This window comes from Micromonospora zingiberis (genome assembly GCF_004331455.1).
Taxonomy (GTDB): domain Bacteria; phylum Actinomycetota; class Actinomycetes; order Mycobacteriales; family Micromonosporaceae; genus Micromonospora; species Micromonospora zingiberis.
In genome coordinates this window covers 85,877-103,361 of record NZ_SJJR01000022.1, presented here as the reverse complement: position 1 = coordinate 103,361, position 17,485 = coordinate 85,877, and the positions used below count along the sequence as shown (strand labels likewise).

At 71.1% G+C, this 17,485-nt stretch carries 14 protein-coding genes; 10 read left to right on the top strand and 4 right to left on the bottom strand.

The genetic code is table 11. The features are described 5' to 3' along the window. Window positions 1-120 precede the first annotated feature (120 nt). Window positions 121-867 carry a pyrimidine reductase family protein gene (locus E0H26_RS24725; RefSeq protein ID WP_131307751.1) on the bottom strand — a complete coding sequence of 249 codons (747 nt, stop codon included), beginning with the start codon at window positions 865-867 and terminating at the stop codon, window positions 121-123. Between the two features lie 150 nt (window positions 868-1,017). Here E0H26_RS24725 and E0H26_RS24720 point away from each other — a divergent pair, with 150 nt between their 5' ends. The 6 genes from E0H26_RS24720 to E0H26_RS24695 all read left to right on the top strand — a co-directional run bounded on the left by E0H26_RS24720 (window position 1,018) and on the right by E0H26_RS24695 (window position 7,708). Further along, on the top strand, window positions 1,018-1,581 hold the full coding sequence (locus tag E0H26_RS24720; protein ID WP_131307749.1) for a plasmid pRiA4b ORF-3 family protein: 564 nt from the start codon (window positions 1,018-1,020) through the stop codon (window positions 1,579-1,581). Between the two features lie 267 nt (window positions 1,582-1,848). Beyond that, complete coding sequence (locus E0H26_RS24715; RefSeq protein WP_131307747.1) at window positions 1,849-3,135, top strand: ABC transporter substrate-binding protein; 1,287 nt, start codon at window positions 1,849-1,851, stop codon at window positions 3,133-3,135. A gap of 195 nt (window positions 3,136-3,330) precedes the next feature. Beyond that, window positions 3,331-4,296 (top strand): carbohydrate ABC transporter permease, encoded by a 966-nt coding sequence (locus E0H26_RS24710; RefSeq protein ID WP_131307745.1) that lies wholly within the window; start codon window positions 3,331-3,333, stop codon window positions 4,294-4,296. Between the two features lie 10 nt (window positions 4,297-4,306). Then, complete coding sequence (locus E0H26_RS24705; protein ID WP_131307743.1) at window positions 4,307-5,149, top strand: carbohydrate ABC transporter permease; 843 nt, start codon at window positions 4,307-4,309, stop codon at window positions 5,147-5,149. After that, window positions 5,146-6,579, top strand: coding sequence for a GH1 family beta-glucosidase (locus E0H26_RS24700; protein WP_131307741.1), 1,434 nt, complete (start codon window positions 5,146-5,148; stop codon window positions 6,577-6,579). The genes E0H26_RS24705 and E0H26_RS24700 overlap by 4 nt, the downstream gene beginning before the upstream one ends. An 82-nt stretch (window positions 6,580-6,661) precedes the next feature. Beyond that, a complete protein-coding gene (locus E0H26_RS24695) occupies window positions 6,662-7,708 on the top strand; it encodes a LacI family DNA-binding transcriptional regulator (protein WP_131307739.1) in 1,047 nt (348 codons plus the stop codon). Between the two features lie 52 nt (window positions 7,709-7,760). Here the strand turns inward: E0H26_RS24695 and E0H26_RS24690 are convergent, their stop codons facing one another. Both E0H26_RS24690 and E0H26_RS24685 read right to left on the bottom strand, forming a co-directional pair. Then, window positions 7,761-8,996 (bottom strand): acyl-CoA dehydrogenase family protein, encoded by a 1,236-nt coding sequence (locus E0H26_RS24690; protein ID WP_131307737.1) that lies wholly within the window; start codon window positions 8,994-8,996, stop codon window positions 7,761-7,763. Beyond that, window positions 8,996-10,114 carry a phosphotransferase family protein gene (locus tag E0H26_RS24685; protein WP_131307735.1) on the bottom strand — a complete coding sequence of 373 codons (1,119 nt, stop codon included), beginning with the start codon at window positions 10,112-10,114 and terminating at the stop codon, window positions 8,996-8,998. Before E0H26_RS24685 ends, E0H26_RS24690 begins: the two co-directional genes overlap by 1 nt. A gap of 148 nt (window positions 10,115-10,262) precedes the next feature. Here E0H26_RS24685 and E0H26_RS24680 point away from each other — a divergent pair, with 148 nt between their 5' ends. Both E0H26_RS24680 and E0H26_RS24675 read left to right on the top strand, forming a co-directional pair. After that, window positions 10,263-10,964, top strand: a complete 702-nt coding sequence (locus tag E0H26_RS24680; protein ID WP_131307733.1) for an ACT domain-containing protein — start codon at window positions 10,263-10,265, stop codon at window positions 10,962-10,964. Between the two features lie 111 nt (window positions 10,965-11,075). Continuing rightward, window positions 11,076-12,134: a GNAT family N-acetyltransferase gene (locus tag E0H26_RS24675; RefSeq protein WP_131307731.1), complete on the top strand. Its 1,059-nt coding sequence runs from the start codon at window positions 11,076-11,078 to the stop codon at window positions 12,132-12,134. Between the two features lie 156 nt (window positions 12,135-12,290). On the opposite strand, the gene E0H26_RS24670 is transcribed toward E0H26_RS24675, so the two are convergent. Next, window positions 12,291-13,106: an LPXTG cell wall anchor domain-containing protein gene (locus tag E0H26_RS24670; RefSeq protein WP_240742347.1), complete on the bottom strand. Its 816-nt coding sequence runs from the start codon at window positions 13,104-13,106 to the stop codon at window positions 12,291-12,293. 378 nt (window positions 13,107-13,484) lie between these two features. On the opposite strand from E0H26_RS24670, the gene E0H26_RS24665 reads away from it, so the two are divergent. Continuing rightward, window positions 13,485-16,448, top strand: coding sequence for a glycoside hydrolase family 9 protein (locus E0H26_RS24665; protein WP_131307727.1), 2,964 nt, complete (start codon window positions 13,485-13,487; stop codon window positions 16,446-16,448). 134 nt (window positions 16,449-16,582) lie between these two features. Further along, window positions 16,583-17,314: a cutinase family protein gene (locus E0H26_RS24660; protein WP_131307725.1), complete on the top strand. Its 732-nt coding sequence runs from the start codon at window positions 16,583-16,585 to the stop codon at window positions 17,312-17,314. The last annotated feature ends 171 nt before the right edge of the window (window positions 17,315-17,485 follow it).

The following is a 17,485-nucleotide window of genomic DNA, read 5'->3' as shown; positions in this document are numbered from 1 at the left end:
GGCCGCCGGGCCGCCGCGCCGCCGGGCCGCCGCGCCGCCGGGCCGCCGCGCCGCCGCGCGGCTGGTGCCCGGGCGCCGTTCGTCGGCCTGCGCCGCCGGGGCGCGGGTGGCAGCTACCGGTCAGTGGCGGGCGTAGCGCAGCAGCAGGGTGCCGTCGTCGGCGTGTAGGACGTGGCGCAGTGGCAGCTGGCGTGCCGGGCTCGGCCCGCCGGCGGTGATCCGGCCGGCGCCGGCGCCGGCGAGCAGCGGAGCCACCGACAGGCACACCTCGTCCACCAGGTCGGCGGCGGTGAGCGCGCCGAACAGCAGCGGGCCGCCCTCGCAGAGCACCTGGTCGAGCCTGCGCCGGTGCAACTCGGCGAGACCGGCGGCCAGGTCGACCCGACCGCTGCCGCAGCGCACCACATCGGCCACGGCCGCCAGGTCGGGTGCTGCCGGTGCGTCGTCGCGGGTGAGCACCACCGGGCGTACCGGCGCGTCGGCGAAGGCGGCCTGGGCGGGGTCGAGGTCGAGGGTGCCGGAGACCACCACGAGCGTCGGATATTCGGCCAGCCCGTGCGCCCGCCGCCAGGCGCGGCGTCGGTCGTCGAGCCGGACCGCCCGGTAACCCTCGTGGCGTAGCGTGCCGGCGGCCACCAGCAACACGTCGCAGAGCATCCGCAGCAGCCCGAAGACCCGCTTGTCCGGCTCGCCGGACAACCCGGCGGAGTAGCCGTCGAGACTCACCGCGCCGTCGACACTGGTCACGAAGTTCATCCGCAGGTGCGGGCGGTCGGCCCGGCGGTAGAGCGTGGTGAGCGTGTCGTCGTCCAACGGTGTGGGCGACGGTTCCGGCCAGAGGACGGAAATCGGCGTTCTGTCGTTCATTCGCCGGCCGGACCGGTGACCGGAGGGGTGGGTCGGGGGGTACGGTGCTGGCAGTCGCACCAGTTCCGGCCCGGGCAGTCGTCGTGCCGCCGCGTCCGGCACGCTCGGCAGATCATGCTCGCAGCCTATGCCGAGGGAGGACGGGACAGCATGCCGCGTCAGATCTTCCAGTTGAGGATCTCCCTGTCCGGGGTCCGTCCCACGATCTGGCGTCGGGTGCTCGTTCCCGGCGGCTACACGCTGGATCGGCTGCACCGGGTGGTGCAGCACGCGATGGGTTGGCGCGACTGCCACCTGCACTCGTTCGAGATCGACGGTGTGCAGTACGGCGAGCCGGACCCCGACGGCGACCTGGCCCTGCACGACGACCTGACCCTGCACGACGAGTTGGACGTGCGGCTGGACGCGGTGGCGGGCAAGGGCAGCCGGCTGCACTACACGTACGACTTCGGCGACTGGTGGGAGCACGACCTGCTGGTGGAGGACGTCGTCACCGCCGATGCCGACGAGCGCTATCCGACCTGTCTGGACGGCGAGCGAGCCGGCCCGCCGGAGGGTGTCGGGGGCCCGCAGGGCTACCTGTTGTTGCTCGCCGCCCTCGCCGACGCGGGCCACCCGGAGCACGCGGCGATGCGGGAGTGGGCCGGCGCGGGCTTCGATCCGGCGGCCTTCGACGCCGGTCGGGCGACCACCTTGCTGCGCCGCTTCTGCTGATCGCCGCCGTTCTCCGGGCCGGCGGGCCCGCCCGTCGGCCCGGTTTTCGGCTGGGGTAACCGGCGCTGCGGTAACGATCTGGGAACGCTCCCAACGGCCTATTGACACTCCTGATACCTCCCGGCAATCTCATGGGAGCGTTCCCAAGAGGCGTGGATCACAATCCCGCGCCCAGGGCGCCGAGACCCGGCTGACCAGCCGGTTGCCGGCAGACGCTGCGGCACCCCCCACCACGTAAACCAGCCTCACATCGAAAGAGGGGTCAGGATGAACCTCACCACCCGGCGTACCCGCCTGGCGGCGGCCGCCCTGGCGGCGGTCGTCGCCGTCGGTGGCCTCGCGGCCTGCGGTAACGACGACGACACGCCGGCGGAGGGCGAGAAGCCCGCCAAGCTGGTCGTCGACACCTTCGGCGAGTTCGGCTACGAGGAACTCGTCAAGCAGTACGAGCAGCAGACCGGCATCAAGGTCGAGCTGCGCAAGACCGCCCAGCTCGGTGACTACCGCCCCAAGCTGGTCCGCTACCTGGCCACCGGCCGGGGCGCGGCTGACGTGACCGCCCTGGAAGAGGGCATCCTCAACGAGTTCAAGGCCAACCCGGGCAACTGGGTCGACCTCACTCCGCTGGTCGCCGACCACTCCAAGGAGTACCTGCCCTGGAAGTGGGAGCTGGGCAAGACGCCGGACGGCAAGCTGCTCGGCCTGCCGACCGACGTCGGCAGCCTCGCGGTCTGCTACCGCAAGGACCTGTTCCAGGCCGCCGGGCTGCCCACCGAGCGGGACCAGGTGTCGGCGCTCTGGCCGGACTGGAACTCCTTCCACCAGACTGGCCAGAAGTACAAGCAGGCCACTGGCAAGGGCTTCGTCGACTCGATCACCGCCGTCTCCAACGGCGTGTTGTTCCAGCAGGGTACGGACCTGTTCTACGACAAGGAAAACAACATCATCGCGGACACCAGCCCCGCGGTGAAGACCGCCTGGGAGACCGCGACCTCGATGGCGGACATCTCCGCCAAGGCGTCCACCTGGTCGCAGGAGTGGTTCGGCGGCTTCAAGCAGGGCACCTTCGCCGCGACCTTCTGCCCGTCCTGGATGCTCGGCATCGTCCAGGAGAACTCCGGTGAGGAGAACAAGGGCAAGTGGGACGTTGCGGCCGTGCCGGCCGGCGGCGGCAACTGGGGCGGCTCGTGGCTGGCCGTGCCGGAGCAGAGCAAGTTCCCGAAGGAGGCGGCCAAGCTCGCCGAGTTCCTGACCAGCGCGACCAGCCAGGTCGAGGCGTTCAAGGCCAAGGGCCCGCTGCCCACCAACCTGGAGGCGCTGCAGAACGAGGCCTTCCTCAGCTACACCAACGAGTACTTCAGCGGCGCGCCGACCGGAAAGATCTTCGGTGAGGGCGTTGCCAAGATCGAGCCGGTTCACCTCGGCCCGAAGCACCAGGCGGTGAAGGAGAACGCGCTCGAGCCGGCCCTGCGGTCGTTCGAGAACGGGCAGGCTAGCAAGCAGAAGGCCTGGGAGCAGTTCGTGAAGGACGCCGCGATCCAGGGTGCCTTCTGAGTGATTCCCAACCGGTGGCGTCCGGGGACTACCCCGGACGCCACCGGTCGGTCCCCCCTCCGCGTGACACCCCGCGCGAGGACCCCCGGGCCTCGCCGCCGGGAAAGGAAGTCGCATGAGCGAGCGTAAGCGAGCGAATCATCAATTCAGCGCCGTAGTGCCTCCTGCCGGCACGGAGCGCAGTGGAGTGTCGTCATGAGTCTGTCGGCCACGACGGCACCGCCGTCACACGTACCGCCGCCGCCCGAGGACGCGCCCCGGCGCCGAGGGCACTTGCTCAACCGCCTGGACCTCAAGTACTCCCCGTACCTGTACATCGCGCCGTTCTTCGTGCTCTTCGGCATCTTCGGGCTGTACCCGATGCTGCGTACCGCCTGGATGTCCCTGCACGACTGGGACATGATCGGCGACCGCTCGTTCATCGGCATCGACAACTACACCGAGCTGATCGCCGACGAGTATTTCTGGAACGCCCTGATCAACACGTTCGGCATCTTCGCGCTGTCGACCGTCCCGCAGATCCTGCTGGCGCTGTTCCTGGCAAACCTGCTCAACCGCACCCTGTTGCGCGCCAAGACCTTCTTCCGGATGGCCATCTTCGTCCCGAACGTGGTCTCCGTGGCCGCGGTCGCGATCGTCTTCGGCATGCTGTTCCAGCGGGAGTTCGGCGTCGTCAACTGGCTGCTCAGCTTCGTCGGTGTCGACCAGGTCGACTGGGACGGCCAGCGGTGGAGTTCCTGGACCGCGATCGCCACCATGGTCAACTGGCGGTGGACCGGTTACAACACGCTGATCCTGCTGGCCGGGATGCAGGCCATCCCCAAGGACCTGTACGAGGCCGCCTCGATCGACGGCGCCGGCCCGTGGCGGCAGTTCTGGCAGATCACCATCCCCATGGTCCGCCCCACCCTGATCTTCGTGGTCATCCTCTCCACGATCGGCGGCATGCAGCTCTTCACCGAGCCGCTGCTCTTCGGCAACGGCCGAATCATCGGTGGTGACCAGCGGGAGTTCCAGACCTTGGCCATGTACATGTACGAGAAGGGCATCGAGAACCTCAACACCGCCGGCTACGGTGCCGCCGTCGCCTGGGCGATCTTCATGATCATCGTGTTGATGTCGCTGCTCAACTTCCTACTCGTCCGCCGCTCGGCCAAGTGAGGAGAGATCGATGATCTCGGCTTCCCAGCGCCTGTGGCGCACCAGTCCACTGACCTACCTGGCCCTCGTCCTGGCGGCCCTGTTCTCGATCTACCCCTTCTACTACATGGTGGTGATCGGCACCCGCAGCCTGGACTCGATCAACGACGTGCCGCCGCCGGTGACCCCCGGCGGGGCCTTCGGGGCCAACTTCGGCCGGGTGCTCGACAACGACGCCGCCAACTTCCTCACCGGTCTGATGAACTCGATCATCGTCTCCTCGGTGGTGACCATCTCGGTGGTACTCACCGGCTCGCTGGCCGGGTTCGCCTTCGCCAAGCTGCGATTCCGGGGCCGCAACATCCTGCTGCTCGCGATCGTCGTCACCATGATGATCCCGACCCAGATGGGCATCATCCCGCTCTGGGGCATGATGCAGTCCCTCGGCTGGTACGACACCCTGTTCGCGGTCACCGTGCCGTTCCTGGTCAGCGCCTTCGGCGTGTTCATGATGCGGCAGTACGCCGCCCAGGCGATCTCCGACGAGCTGATCGAGGCCGGCCGGGTCGACGGGGCCAGCACCTTCCGGATCTACTGGAACATCGTGCTGCCCGCACTGCGGCCGGCGGCGGCCGTGCTCGGCCTGCTGACCTTCATGGAGACGTGGAACTCGTTCCTCTGGCCGTACGCGATCCTCACCCCGGAGAACCCGACCCTCCAGGTCTCGCTCTCCTTCCTTTCGTACGCCTACTACACGGACTACTCCCAGGTCTTCGCCGCCACGGCGGTCGGCACCCTGCCACTGGTCCTGGTCTTCATCGTGTTCGGCCGCCAGATCATCGGCGGGATCATGGAAGGTGCAGTCAAGTCGTGAGCAACCCTGCCACCCCACCCGCAGTCGGCGTCCTGGACGAACGTGCGCCGTTGACCTTCCCGCCGGGCTTCCTCTGGGGGGCGGCGACCGCCGCGTACCAGATCGAGGGGGCCGCGGCTGAGGGTGGGCGTACCCCGTCGATCTGGGACACCTTCAGCCACACCGAGGGGCGCACCGTCGCCGGGCACACCGGCGACGTGGCCTGCGACCACTACCACCGGCTCGGCGACGACGTACGGCTGATGGCCGAGCTGGGGTTGAAGTCGTACCGGTTCTCGGTCTCCTGGCCCCGGGTGCAGCCCGGCGGGTCCGGTCCGGCCAACGCCGAAGGGCTCGACTTCTACCGGCGGCTGGTCGACGAACTGTTGGCCCAGGGGATCGAGCCCTGGCTCACCCTCTACCACTGGGACCTGCCCCAGGAGTTGGAGGACGCCGGCGGCTGGCCGGCCCGGGACACCGCCGCCCGGTTCGCCGACTACTCCCAGCTCGTGGCGGACGCGCTGGGCGACCGGGTGAAGTACTGGACCACCCTCAACGAGCCCTGGTGCTCGGCCTTCCTCGGCTACGGCTCCGGGGTGCACGCCCCCGGCCGTACCGACGGGGCGGCGTCGGTCCGCGCCGGGCATCACCTGATGCTCGGGCACGGGCTCGCCGTGCAGGCGTTGCGCGCGGCGCTGCCCGACGCGCAACTCGGCGTGACCGTCAACCTCTACCCGGTCACCCCGGCCACCGAGTCGCCGGCCGACGCGGACGCCGCCCGGCGCATCGACGGGCTGGCCAACCGGTTCTTCCTCGACCCGCTGCTGCGTGGTGCGTACCCCGACGATCTGGTCGCCGACCTGGCGAAGGTGACCGATTTCGGGCACGTCCAGGACGGGGACCTGGCCACCATCGCCACCCCGCTGGACCTGGTCGGGGTGAACTACTACAGCCGGCACGTGGTGGCCGCGCCGCTGCCCGGCGAGGAGCCGGAGCGGTACTGGCGGGCCGCGACGAACTGGCCGGGCAGCGAGGACGTCCGGTTCGTCACCCGGGGCGTGCCGGTCACCGACATGGACTGGGAGATCGACGCTCCGGGCCTGGTGGAGACGCTGCGCCGGGTACACGAGGAGTACACCGATCTGCCGCTCTACGTGACGGAGAACGGGTCCGCCTTCGTCGACGCGGTGATCGACGGTCAGGTCGACGACGCCGAACGGCTGGCGTACTTCGACGCGCACCTGCGCGCCTCGCACGAGGCGATCGCCGCCGGCGTGCCCCTGCGGGGATACTTCGCCTGGTCGCTGTTGGATAATTTCGAGTGGGCCTGGGGCTACACCAAGCGGTTCGGCATGATCTACGTCGACTACGACAGCCAGACCCGCATTCCCAAGTCCAGCGCCAGGTGGTACGCAGAGGTGATCCGACGCAACGGTCTGGCCGCACAATAGGGCGACGGCCAGCCAGTAACAGGCGGCCCGGCACCGACGCTCAACCAGGTGCCGGTGCCGCCTGACGTCGGAGGAGCAGACGATGACAACGCAGCGCACCCGGTCACTCGGGCGCCCGACCCTTGACGCGGTCGCGGCGCGTGCCGGCGTTGGCCGTGGCACTGTCTCCCGCGTGGTCAACGGCTCCCCGCAGGTGAGCCCGGAGGCCCGCGCGGCCGTGCAGCAGGCCATCGCCGAACTGGGGTACGTGCCGAACCGGGCCGCCCGGGCGCTGGTCACCCAGCGGACCGACTCGGTGGCCCTGGTGGTCAGCGAGTCCGGTGAGCGGATCTTCGCCGAGCCGTTCTTCGCCGGCATCGTGCGGGGGATCAGCTCGGCCCTACTGGAGACACCCCTACAGCTCTGGCTGGCCATGGCGCAGTCCCCGCTCGAACGCGAGCGGGTCGAGCACCACCTGACCAACCAGCACGTCGACGGCGTACTGCTGCTGTCGCTGCACGACGACGACCCGCTACCCACCCTGCTGGAGGAGCGCGGCCTGCCGACGGTGCTCGGCGGCCGGCCGGCGCGGATGCTGCACCCCGAGGCGCAACCCGTCTCGTTCGTGGACGTGAACAACGCCGGCGGGGCACGCCAGGCCGTGGAGTATCTCGCCGGTCGGGGTCGGCGACGCATCGCCACCATCGCCGGCCCACAGGACATGGGCGCCGGCCTGGCCCGCCTGTCCGGTTACCGGGACGCCGTACGCGCCGCCGGGTTCGGCAGCAACCCCGACCTGATCGCGTACGGCGACTTCGGCGAGGAGAGCGGCGCGACCGCCATGCGGCAACTGTTGGACCGCTGCCCCGACCTCGACGCGGTGTTCGTCGCGGCCGACCTGATGGCGTTCGGCGCGATGCGCACGTTGCGCGAGGCCGGTCGCCGGGTACCGCAGGACGTGGCGGTGATCGGCTTCGACGACGCGCCTATCGCCCGGCAGACCGACCCCCCGTTGACCTCCGTCTTCCAACCGGTGGAGGAGATGGGCCGGCAGATGGCGCGGCTGCTGGTCGCCCGGATCCGCGGTGACGAGATCCCCGCCCCGCACGTCGTCCTGGACACCCAACTGGTCGAGCGCGCCTCCGCCTGACGTGCAAGGAAGGGCCCCTTGTTAACGCCTGCGGTATAGCAGGGGCCCCTTCTTAACGCGACGAACCCGGGGCGGGGCTTTCCCAGCGGCGCAGCTCGCGTCTGGCGAGGCTGGCCCGGTGCACCTCGTCGGGGCCGTCGGCGAGGCGGAGCGTACGAGCCTGGGCCCAGAGCGCGGCCAGCGGGGTGTCCTGGCTGACCCCGGCGGCGCCGTGCGCCTGGATGGCCTTGTCGATCACCCACTCCGCCATCGCCGGGGTGGCGATCTTGATGGCCTGGATCTCGGTGTGCGCACCCCGGTTGCCGACCGTGTCCATCAGCCAGGCGGTCTTGAGCACCAGCAGCCGGGCCTGTTCGATGCGGACCCGGGACTCGGCGATCCACTCCCGCACCACGCCCTGCTCGGCGATCCGGCGGCCGAACGCGATCCGTTCGCTGACCCGCCGGCAGAGCAGCTCCAGCGCCCGTTCGGCCATGCCGACCAGACGCATGCAGTGGTGGATGCGACCCGGGCCGAGCCGGGCCTGGGCGATGTCGAAGCCGGCACCCTCGGCGCCGATCAGGTTCTCCGCCGGCACCCGTACGCCGGCGAAGTCGATCTCGGCGTGCCCGCCGTGCGGGCCGTCGTGGTAGCCGAACACCGTCATGCCCCGGCGGACGGTGACGCCCGGGGTGTCGCGGGGCACCAGGATCATGCTCTGCTGACGGTGCCGGTCGGCGGTGGGGTTGGTCTTGCCCATCACGACGAAGACCTGGCAGGCCGGATCCATCGCCCCGGACGACCACCACTTGCGGCCGTCGATCACGTAGTGGTCGCCGTCCCGGCGGATCGAGGTGGCGATGTTCGTCGCGTCGGAGGAGGCCACTTCCGGCTCGGTCATGCAGAAGGCGGACCGGATCTCGGCCGTCAGCAGCGGTGTCAGCCAGCGTTCGCGCTGGGCGGGGGAGCCGAACTCGGCCAGCAACTCCATGTTGCCGGTGTCCGGTGCGGCGCAGTTGAGCGCCTCCGGGGCGAGGTACGGGCTGCGCCCGGTCAGCTCGGCCAGCGGGGCGTACTGGAGGTTGGTCAGCCCGGCACCGTAGCGCGGGTCGGGCAGGAAGAGGTTCCACAGGCCACGCCGCCGGGCCTCCGCCTTCAGCTCGGTCAGCACCGGCGGACGGGTCCACGGGTCACCGGCGGCGGCCACCTGAGCGGCGTACACCGCCTCGGCCGGGTAGACGTGCTGGTCCAGGAAGTCCGTCAGCTCCGCGCGTAGCTGCTCGGTGCGCGCGTCGTACCCGAAGTCCATCACGTCTCCCTTGCCGCGGCCAGCCCATGGGCGATCAGCGGCGCCACCATGTCGCCGATGGTGTCGAAGCCCTCGCCGAGGGTCTGCCCGAGGGTGTGCCGGTAGTGGATGCCCTCGCAGATCACGGCGAGTTTGAAGCAGCCCAGCGCCCGGTGCCAGTGCAGCGGGCCGATGTCCACGGCGCTGCGGCCGGCGTACCGTTCGATCAGCTTCGCGCCGCTCGGGAACCCGGCTCGCGGGCCAAGACCGTCGGCGACCGGGTTGCCGTGGGCGACGTCGCTGCCGTCGGTGACGTCGCTGCCGTGGGTGACGTCGTTGCCGCCGAGCACGTCCCAGTAGGTCAACAGCAGCCCGAGGTCCGCCAGCGGGTCGCCGAGGGTGGCCATCTCCCAGTCCAGTACCCCGGAGACGGCGACCGGATCGACGGTGGCGAGCAGGTTGTCCAGCCGGTAGTCGCCGTGCACGATGCGGCCCGGGTACCGGCCCTCGGGCGCGGTGGCGGCGAGCCGGTCGCGGAGTTCGTCGATGCCGGGCAGGGGCCGGCTGCGGGAGCGGTCCAGCTGCCCGGCCCAGCGGCGCACCTGTCGGGCGAGGTAGCCGTCGGGGCGGCCGAAGTCGGCCAGGCCGACCGCTTCGGGCTCGACCGCGTGCAGCGTGGCGAGGGTGTCCATCATCGCCATGGCCAGCCCTTCGCGCTGGTCGGCGGTGAGCCGGTCGGTCTGCTGCCGGCTGCGGAACACCTCGCCGGGCACCCGGCGCATCAGGTAGAAGGGCGCCCCGATCACGTCCGGGTCCGGGCAGAGCAGCACGGCGTGCGGTACCGGGACGTCGGTCGGAGCCAGGGCCGAGATCACCCGGAACTCCCGGGACATGTCGTGCGCGGTGGCCAGTACGTGCCCGAGCGGTGGCCGGCGCAGCACCAACTCCTGCCCGCCGGCCCACAGCAGATAGGTCAGGTTGGACCGGCCGCCGGTGATCAACTCGGCTCGTAGCGGGGCGGTGGCCAGGTCGGGCCGCCGGTCGGCCAGGTAGCGGCCGAGCCGGCCGAGATCCAGGCCGGCGGGGGAGTCGCCGACGGCCCGCTCCGGCGCGGGCTGGCGGGCGCCCGGATCGGTCATCCGGACAGTCCATGGCAGCTCGGACGGGTTGTCAAGGTCAGGTTTGACCCTCGGGACATGCCGCCGCAACAGGGACGAAATGGTCAACTGCCAGGCTGGGGATCAGCCTGCCGGCCCGTGTGCCGGCCCGCCGAGCGGAGGGGTTCAGATGTTGCTGCGCGTACGGGTCACCCTGCCGGACCGCCCGGGCACGCTCGGCCAGGTGGCCCGCACCCTCGGCGTGTCGGGCGCGGACATCGTCCAGGTGGTGGTGCTGGAACGCCTCGGTGGGCGGGCGGTCGACGACTTCACCGTGGTGTGGCCCGGTGCCGCCCGGGTGGAACGCCTGCTGGCCGGCCTGGCGGCGATCCCCGGCGTACGGGTGGACGGGGTCTGGCGGGCGATCGGCGCGCCCACCACCACCGGCCAGGACGCCGAGCTGCTGGCGCAGGTTGCCGCCAACCCGGCCGACGGGCTGGCCACCCTGGTCGACGCGGTACCCGGGCTGCTCGCCGCCGAGTGGGCGGTGGCGGCCGTGGTCCCGGTCGACTGGGCCAGCCGGACCGGTGGCGGCGGGGCCACGGTCGGGCATGCCAGCTGGCGTACGCCCGTGCCGCCGCGGCTGCCGGAGGTGACCCCGCTGCGGGCCCGGTCGATGACCATGGCCGACGGCGGGCACTTCGCGATCGCGCCCTTCGGCCGGGCCGGGCTGGTCCTGGTGGTGTGCCGGGAGCACAGTGCGGCGCTGACCCCGGCGACCTTCCACTCGACCGAGGTGGACCGGTTGGCGCAGCTGGTCCGGGCCAGCGCGGTGATCCTCGGTGACCGGCTGGACCTGGTCGGGACCCCGCCCGTCAGCGCCACCCAGTGATGCCCCCCGACCAGCTGTGACGTAGACCGCAGCGCTGGTCGCGGCCCGACACGGCGAGGCAACCGGCCGGCAACAGCCGGGAGCGAGGGTGGCATCGGAAGGGAGGCAACGATGACGCTGTGGCGGATCCGGGCCACCGTGGACGACCGGCCGGGCTACCTGTCGGTGCTCACGGCGAGCCTCGCGTTGCGCGGAGTCAACATCCTCACCGTGCAGGTGCACACCACCGAGCGGGGTGCCATCGACGACTTCCTCGTCGACGCCCCGGACACCCTCGACGAGGCGGACCTCATCGCCGCCGTGGAGCGGGGGCGGGGACGGGACTGCTGGGTGGCGCGCAGCGAGGCGCGTGGCCTGGCCGACCAGCCGACCCGGGTGCTCGGGCTGGCGACCCGGTTGGTCCGCGACCCGGACGCGACCGGGGAGGTGCTCCGGGCCCTGCTCGGCGCGGACGAGGTGACCTGGCGACCCGCACCCGACGTCATCAGGTCCGGCATCGACGACGTGACGATGCTGCTGGCCGACCCCAACGGCGGGGCGTACCACCTGCGCCGGGTCGCGCCGAGCTTCACCCCGGCGGAGTACGCGCGGGCACAGGCGCTGCTGGAGTTGGCGGCCACCGCGACCCGCCGTTGCGCGGAGCAGGTCACCGTGGTCCTGCCCGACGGCGCCGAGTTGACCGTACGCCCGGCCGTCGCGGACGACCTGGCTGCGGTGATCGAGTTGCACGAGTCCTGCTCGGCCCGCACCCGCCAGCGGCGCTACCTTGGTGCGGCCGTGCCCACACCGGCCCGACTGCGGCAGTTGCTGGAGCCGGCCCGTGGGCTGACCCTGGTCGCCGTCACCACCGGCTCCGACGGGGCGGCGGAGTCGGTGGTGGCGATGGCGAACCTGCTCGGCGAGGGCGACGAGGCCGAGCTGGCGCTGCTGGTACGCGACGACTGGCAGCGGCGCGGGCTGGGCTCGACCCTGCTACGGCGGCTGACCCGGCAGGCCGAGTCGACCGGGTACGCGGCCATGGTGCTGCACGTCCAGGCCGACAACACCCCGATGCTGCGTACGCTGCGCCGGCTGTACCGCCCGACCACCGTCGAGCGGGATGCCGGACTGTTGACCCTGACCGTACCCCTGGCCGTGGAGGTGCCGACGCCGGTGCAGAGCAGCGGCTGACGGGGATTCAGACGACCGACCTCCGGTGCGGAGGACGGTGAGGTGGGCAGGACTCCCGGTGCGGGGGTCCTGCCCACCGCCTGTTGGTGCGGCCATCCAGAAAGTCGGGACGGCCGCCGGAGGGACACCGGCGGCCGTCCCCTGGGTGGTGGCGGGTCAGCTGGTGAAGGTGATCCGGTCGCGTCGGCGACGCAGCGCCAGCAGGGCGACGCCTCCGCCGACCAGCCCAACCCCGGCGAGGGCGATGCTGGTCACGGCCGCGCCGGTGAGCGGCAGGTCGCCGCCACCGCCGCCGTCCGGGGTGCCGGAGGGCACCGGCGACGCGGAGGGCACCGGGGACTCGGACGGGACTGGCGACTCGGACGGGATCGGCGACTCGGAGGTCGACGGGGACTCCGACGGGATCGGCGACTCGGAGGTCGACGGGGACTCCGACGGGACCGGGGACTCGGAGGTCGACGGGGACTCCGACGGCACCGGCGACTCGGAGGCCGACCGGGTCGGCGACGGTGCCAGCGTGGGGGACGGTGAGGTCGGCGTGCCGGCGCAGGTGTGGCTCAGGTTGAACCGTTCGGCGGTACCGCTGATCGTGGCGCCACCGTTGACCAACGTCCAGCCCGCCGGGGTGAACAGGTAGGCGTGGATGAGCCGGCCGTTGGCCGCGTACAGCGCGTCCGGGTAGGCGTCATCGCTGTCGGGCACGGTGACGGTGACCGTGCTGCCGGCGGCGTCGAAAGTGAGGGTGAGCTTCTCGAATCCCCCTGCCGACTGCCCGCCGGGCAGGACGAAGTGCCAACCGTCGTGGTCGGCCGGGCGGTTGGCGAACCGCTCGTCGCGGCACTCCTGGGTGAAGTCCGCCGCCGTGGCGCCACGGTGGGCCGAGTGCAGTGGGACGTCGCTGCCCGCCCAGGCCGGCGCGGCCAGGGCGAGAATGGTGGTGCCGGCGATGCTGGAGACAGCCACGCGTGCCACGCACCGGCGCTGTGCCATGAGCTTCCTCCGGTCTTGATCGAACAGACGGCACATGTTCGCACCCGGCAGCCGTGTCCTGATCTCGGGCGAACGGTCCGACCTGCGCGGACGGGAGGGCTCGATGCCAGGTCGGAGCGGGGGTCAGGGGCGGTCCGTGGGCGTGTCGGTGTAACGCCGAAGGCGGTGGTGACGCTGGGACGGCACCCGGTCGGTTCGGCCTTCCCAAGCCCTCGTCGGTCGCATTACATTGTTGACTATCCATGGGAGCGCTCCCGGCTCTCATCGGATCACCCCACCACCTTCGGCAGCCGTCTTTCCCGGCGCGTCCGTCCCCGGGTTCGACCGGTGCTGCCCGCCCGCACCGACAGGAGCAGTCATATGCACCACATCGGATGGTCGCGCCGGGTCGGCGCCGGCCAACCTCGACCCCGTCCCGCTGGCGTCGATCAGCGCTGGTCGTGGCCGGCCGGCGAGCGCCGGCACCGGCCGCGTCGGCTGTTGGCCGCCGGTACCGCGCTGGTCGCCGGGCTCGCGCTGGCGATCGGCGTACCCGCGACGGGATCCGTCGCCGCCCCGACCGTCGGGGCCGCCCCGACCGCCGCCGCGCCGGCCTTCAACTACGCCGAGGCGCTCCAGAAGTCGCTGCTGTTCTACGAGGCGCAGCAGTCCGGCAAGCTGCCGGACTGGAACCGCGTCTCCTGGCGTGACGACTCGGCGCTGAGGGATGGCGCGGACGTCGGGCTGGATCTCACCGGTGGCTGGTACGACGCCGGTGACCACGTCAAGTTCGGCTTCCCGATGGCGTTCAGCGCGACCATGCTCGCCTGGGGTGCGGTGGAGTACCGGTCCGGCTACGCCGCCTCCGGTCAGCTCACCCACCTGCTGAACAACCTGCGGTACGTCAACGACTACTTCATCAAGGCGCACCCCTCGCCGAACGTGCTCTATGGCCAGGTGGGCAAGGGCGACGACGACCACAAGTGGTGGGGTCCGGCCGAGGTGATGCCGATGGCGCGGCCCGCGTACAAGATCGATGCGAGCTGCGGCGGCGCGGACCTGGCGGGGGAGACGGCGGCGGCGATGGCCGCGTCGTCCATGGTGTTCCGGCCCACCGACGCCGCGTACGCCGACCGGCTGCTCACCCACGCGCGGCAGCTCTACACCTTCGCCGACACCGTGCGTAAGAGCTACCACGAGTGCATCACCGACGCGACCAGCTTCTACCGCTCGTGGAGCGGCTACCAGGACGAGCTGGTGTGGGGCGCGATCTGGCTGTACCGGGCCACCGGCGACGCCGCGTACCTGACCAAGGCGGAGAGCGAGTACGACCGGCTCGGCACCGAGCCGCAGACCACCACCCGCTCCTACAAGTGGACGGTGGCCTGGGACAACAAGCAGTTCGGCGCGTACGTGCTGCTGGCCAACCTGACCGGCAAGCAGAAGTACGTGGACGACGCGAACCGGTGGCTGGATTTCTGGACCGTCGGGGTGAACGGGGAGCGGGTCCGCTACTCGCCCGGCGGGATGGCGGTGCTCGACTCGTGGGGCGCGCTGCGCTACGCGGCCAACACCGCGTTCGCCGCTCTCGTCTACAGCGACAAGACCACCGACGCGACCCGCAAGACCCGCTACAAGGACTTCGCCGTCCGGCAGATCAACTACGCGCTCGGCGACAACCCGCGCAACTCCAGCTACGTGATCGGCTTCGGCGCCAATCCGCCGCGCAACCCGCACCACCGCACCGCGCACGGCTCCTGGTGGGACAGCATGACCGTACCCACCGAGACCCGGCACACCCTCTTCGGCGCCCTGGTCGGCGGGCCCTCGTCCCCGAACGACGCGTACACCGACAGTCGGTCCGACTACGTGATGAACGAGGTCGCCACCGACTACAACGCCGGTTTCACCTCCGCGCTGGCCCGGCTCACCCAGGAGTTCGGGGGTACGCCGTTGGCCGGCTTCCCCGGCGTCGAGCGGCCCGACATCGATGAGCTGACCGTGGAGACCACGGTGATGCAGAACGAGACTCGGGCCACCGGACTCAAGGCGATCATCTACAACAAGTCGGCCTTCCCGGCGCGGGCGCTCACCGACGCGAGGTTCCGCTACTACTTCCGCACCGACGGCGCCGGGTCGGTGCAGGTCACCCCCGGCTACACCCAGGGCTGCCCGTCGCCGTCGACGGCCCGACAGGTGAGCGGTGACCTCTGGTACGTCGAGGTCGACTGCACCGGACACACCATCGCCCCGGCTGGCCAGTCGCAACACCGGATGGAGGTGCAGTTCAAGATCGGGGTGCCGGAGGGTGGTAGCTGGAACCCGGCCAACGACCCGTCGTACCAGACCACCGCCGGTCCGAACCGCAACGTGCCGCTCTACGTCGGCGGAACCCGGGTGTGGGGGCAGGAGCCGACGTCCACCCCGGACACCACCCCGCCGACCGTCCCCGGCACCCCGGTGGCCTCCGGGCTCACCTCCCGATCGGTGACCCTGACCTGGCCGCCGTCCACCGACACCGGCAGCGGGATCGACGTCTACAACGTGAGCATCCGCATGATCGGCAGCGACGCGATCTTGATCCGCAACAGCAGCACCAACTCGCTGACGATAAGTGACCTGATCCCCGCCCGGACGTACGTGTTCAGCGTGCTGGCGCGGGACAAGGCCGGCAACAGCTCGACCGCGTCGCCGTCGTTGACGGTGACCACTCCCGCCGTCGACGAGGGCGACACCACCCCGCCGACCGCGCCCGGCGGGTTGACGGCGTCGGCGATCACCTCGACCGGAGCGACGCTCACCTGGACCCCGTCGACCGACAACGTGGGCGTCACCGGTTACCGGATCTACCGTACGGAGCTGGGTGAGGTCCTGCTCGGCACGGTCGCCGGCACCAGTTACCCGGTGACCGGGCTGCGCCCGCAGTCGACAAACTATTTCTACGTGGTCGCCATCGACGCGGCCGGTAACGCCTCGCCGCCGTCGGCGATGGTGACCGTGACCACGCCGGCGTCACCACCCACCTCGTCCTGCCGGATCGGGTGGAGCACGAACGACTGGAGCACCGGCTTCACCGCCAACATCACGATCACCAACAGCGGCACGACGGCGATCAACGGCTGGACGCTGGCCTTCACCTTCCCGAACTCCGCGCAGCGGGTCGGTCAGGGCTGGGGGGCGACCTTCCAGCAGACCGGTACGGCGGTGACCGCGACGAACCTCTCCTACAACGGCAGCCTGGCGCCCGGCGCGTCGGTGAGCATCGGCTTCAACGGCACCCACACCGGCACCAACCCGAGGCCCACCGCGTTCACGCTCAACGGCGCCACCTGCACCACCTCCTGATCAATCCACGCAGGTGGGGGCGGTTGGTTCACTCCTGGCCGCAGGTGTGAGAACGTCCATCCGCCCCGACCGTCCCGGCCCGGCCTTCCGTACCCCTCGACACCCGTGTCGAGGGGTACGGAAGGAGCTGGATCATGAACGGACGTCGGATTCGAACAGGTGGGAGACGGTTGCCGGCCTTCGTGGCCGCCGCGGTGGTGGCGGTGGCCGGGTTGGCGGTCGCACCGCTGACGTTCGCTGCCGAGGCGCCCCGGAACACCTGCCCGGAACTGGAGATCATCGGTGCTCGCGGCACCACCGAACGGCCCGGCCTCGGCGTCGTACTCACGCCGCTGGCCCAGCAGATCACCCGCGAGGTGCCACAGACCGTACGGACCACCGCGCTGGACTACCCGGCCTCGGCCAACTACACCGCGAGCGTGCGGCAAGGTGTCGCCGAGGTGCAGCGGGTCCTCGCGGCCACCGCCGCGACCTGCCCCGACACCCGATTCGTGCTGGCGGGCTACTCGCAGGGCGCCGACGTGATGGGCGACGCACTGGTCGGTGGCGGCAGCCGACTGGCCCCCGGGGCCGCGCTGCCCGCCGACCTCGCCGCCCGGGTCTCCGCCGTGCTGCTCTTCGGCGACCCGACGTTCACCGCCGGTGAGCCGTTCAACGTCACCGACGGTCGGCGCTCCGGCGTGTTTCCGCGTGGCTCCGGGCGACTGAACGCCTTCGCCGACCGCACCCAGTCGTACTGCAACGCCAACGACCGGTTCTGCCAGGGCGGCTTCAGTCTCGCCGCGCACCTGAACTACCGGGGCTTCCACGGCCAGGCCACCGCCTTCGTCGCCGCCCGCACCACCACCCCCACCCCCCGCCGCTGACCCCCCGGCCAGCTTGACCCCCCGCCCAGCTTGACCCTGTTGATCAAGACGTTTTGGTCGGGATCCGGCGCCGATTTGACCAAAACTTCTTGATCATCTCTGCGGGCGCGGGCGCGGGCGCGGGCGCGGGCGTGGGGGTGGGCGTGGGCGTGGGGGTGGGGGTGGGGGTGG

Excerpts from the sequence above, each read along its gene's own strand:
- E0H26_RS24725 (WP_131307751.1), bottom strand. The coding sequence starts at position 867 with ATGAACGACAGAACGCCGATTTCCGTCCTCTGGCCGGAACCGTCGCCC.
- E0H26_RS24720 (WP_131307749.1), top strand. The coding sequence starts at position 1,018 with ATGCCGCGTCAGATCTTCCAGTTGAGGATCTCCCTGTCCGGGGTCCGT.
- E0H26_RS24715 (WP_131307747.1), top strand. The coding sequence starts at position 1,849 with ATGAACCTCACCACCCGGCGTACCCGCCTGGCGGCGGCCGCCCTGGCG.
- E0H26_RS24710 (WP_131307745.1), top strand. The coding sequence starts at position 3,331 with ATGAGTCTGTCGGCCACGACGGCACCGCCGTCACACGTACCGCCGCCG.
- E0H26_RS24705 (WP_131307743.1), top strand. The coding sequence starts at position 4,307 with ATGATCTCGGCTTCCCAGCGCCTGTGGCGCACCAGTCCACTGACCTAC.
- E0H26_RS24695 (WP_131307739.1), top strand. The coding sequence starts at position 6,662 with ATGACAACGCAGCGCACCCGGTCACTCGGGCGCCCGACCCTTGACGCG.
- E0H26_RS24690 (WP_131307737.1), bottom strand. The coding sequence starts at position 8,996 with ATGGACTTCGGGTACGACGCGCGCACCGAGCAGCTACGCGCGGAGCTG.
- E0H26_RS24685 (WP_131307735.1), bottom strand. The coding sequence starts at position 10,114 with ATGACCGATCCGGGCGCCCGCCAGCCCGCGCCGGAGCGGGCCGTCGGC.
- E0H26_RS24680 (WP_131307733.1), top strand. The coding sequence starts at position 10,263 with ATGTTGCTGCGCGTACGGGTCACCCTGCCGGACCGCCCGGGCACGCTC.
- E0H26_RS24675 (WP_131307731.1), top strand. The coding sequence starts at position 11,076 with ATGACGCTGTGGCGGATCCGGGCCACCGTGGACGACCGGCCGGGCTAC.
- E0H26_RS24665 (WP_131307727.1), top strand. The coding sequence starts at position 13,485 with ATGCACCACATCGGATGGTCGCGCCGGGTCGGCGCCGGCCAACCTCGA.
- E0H26_RS24660 (WP_131307725.1), top strand. The coding sequence starts at position 16,583 with ATGAACGGACGTCGGATTCGAACAGGTGGGAGACGGTTGCCGGCCTTC.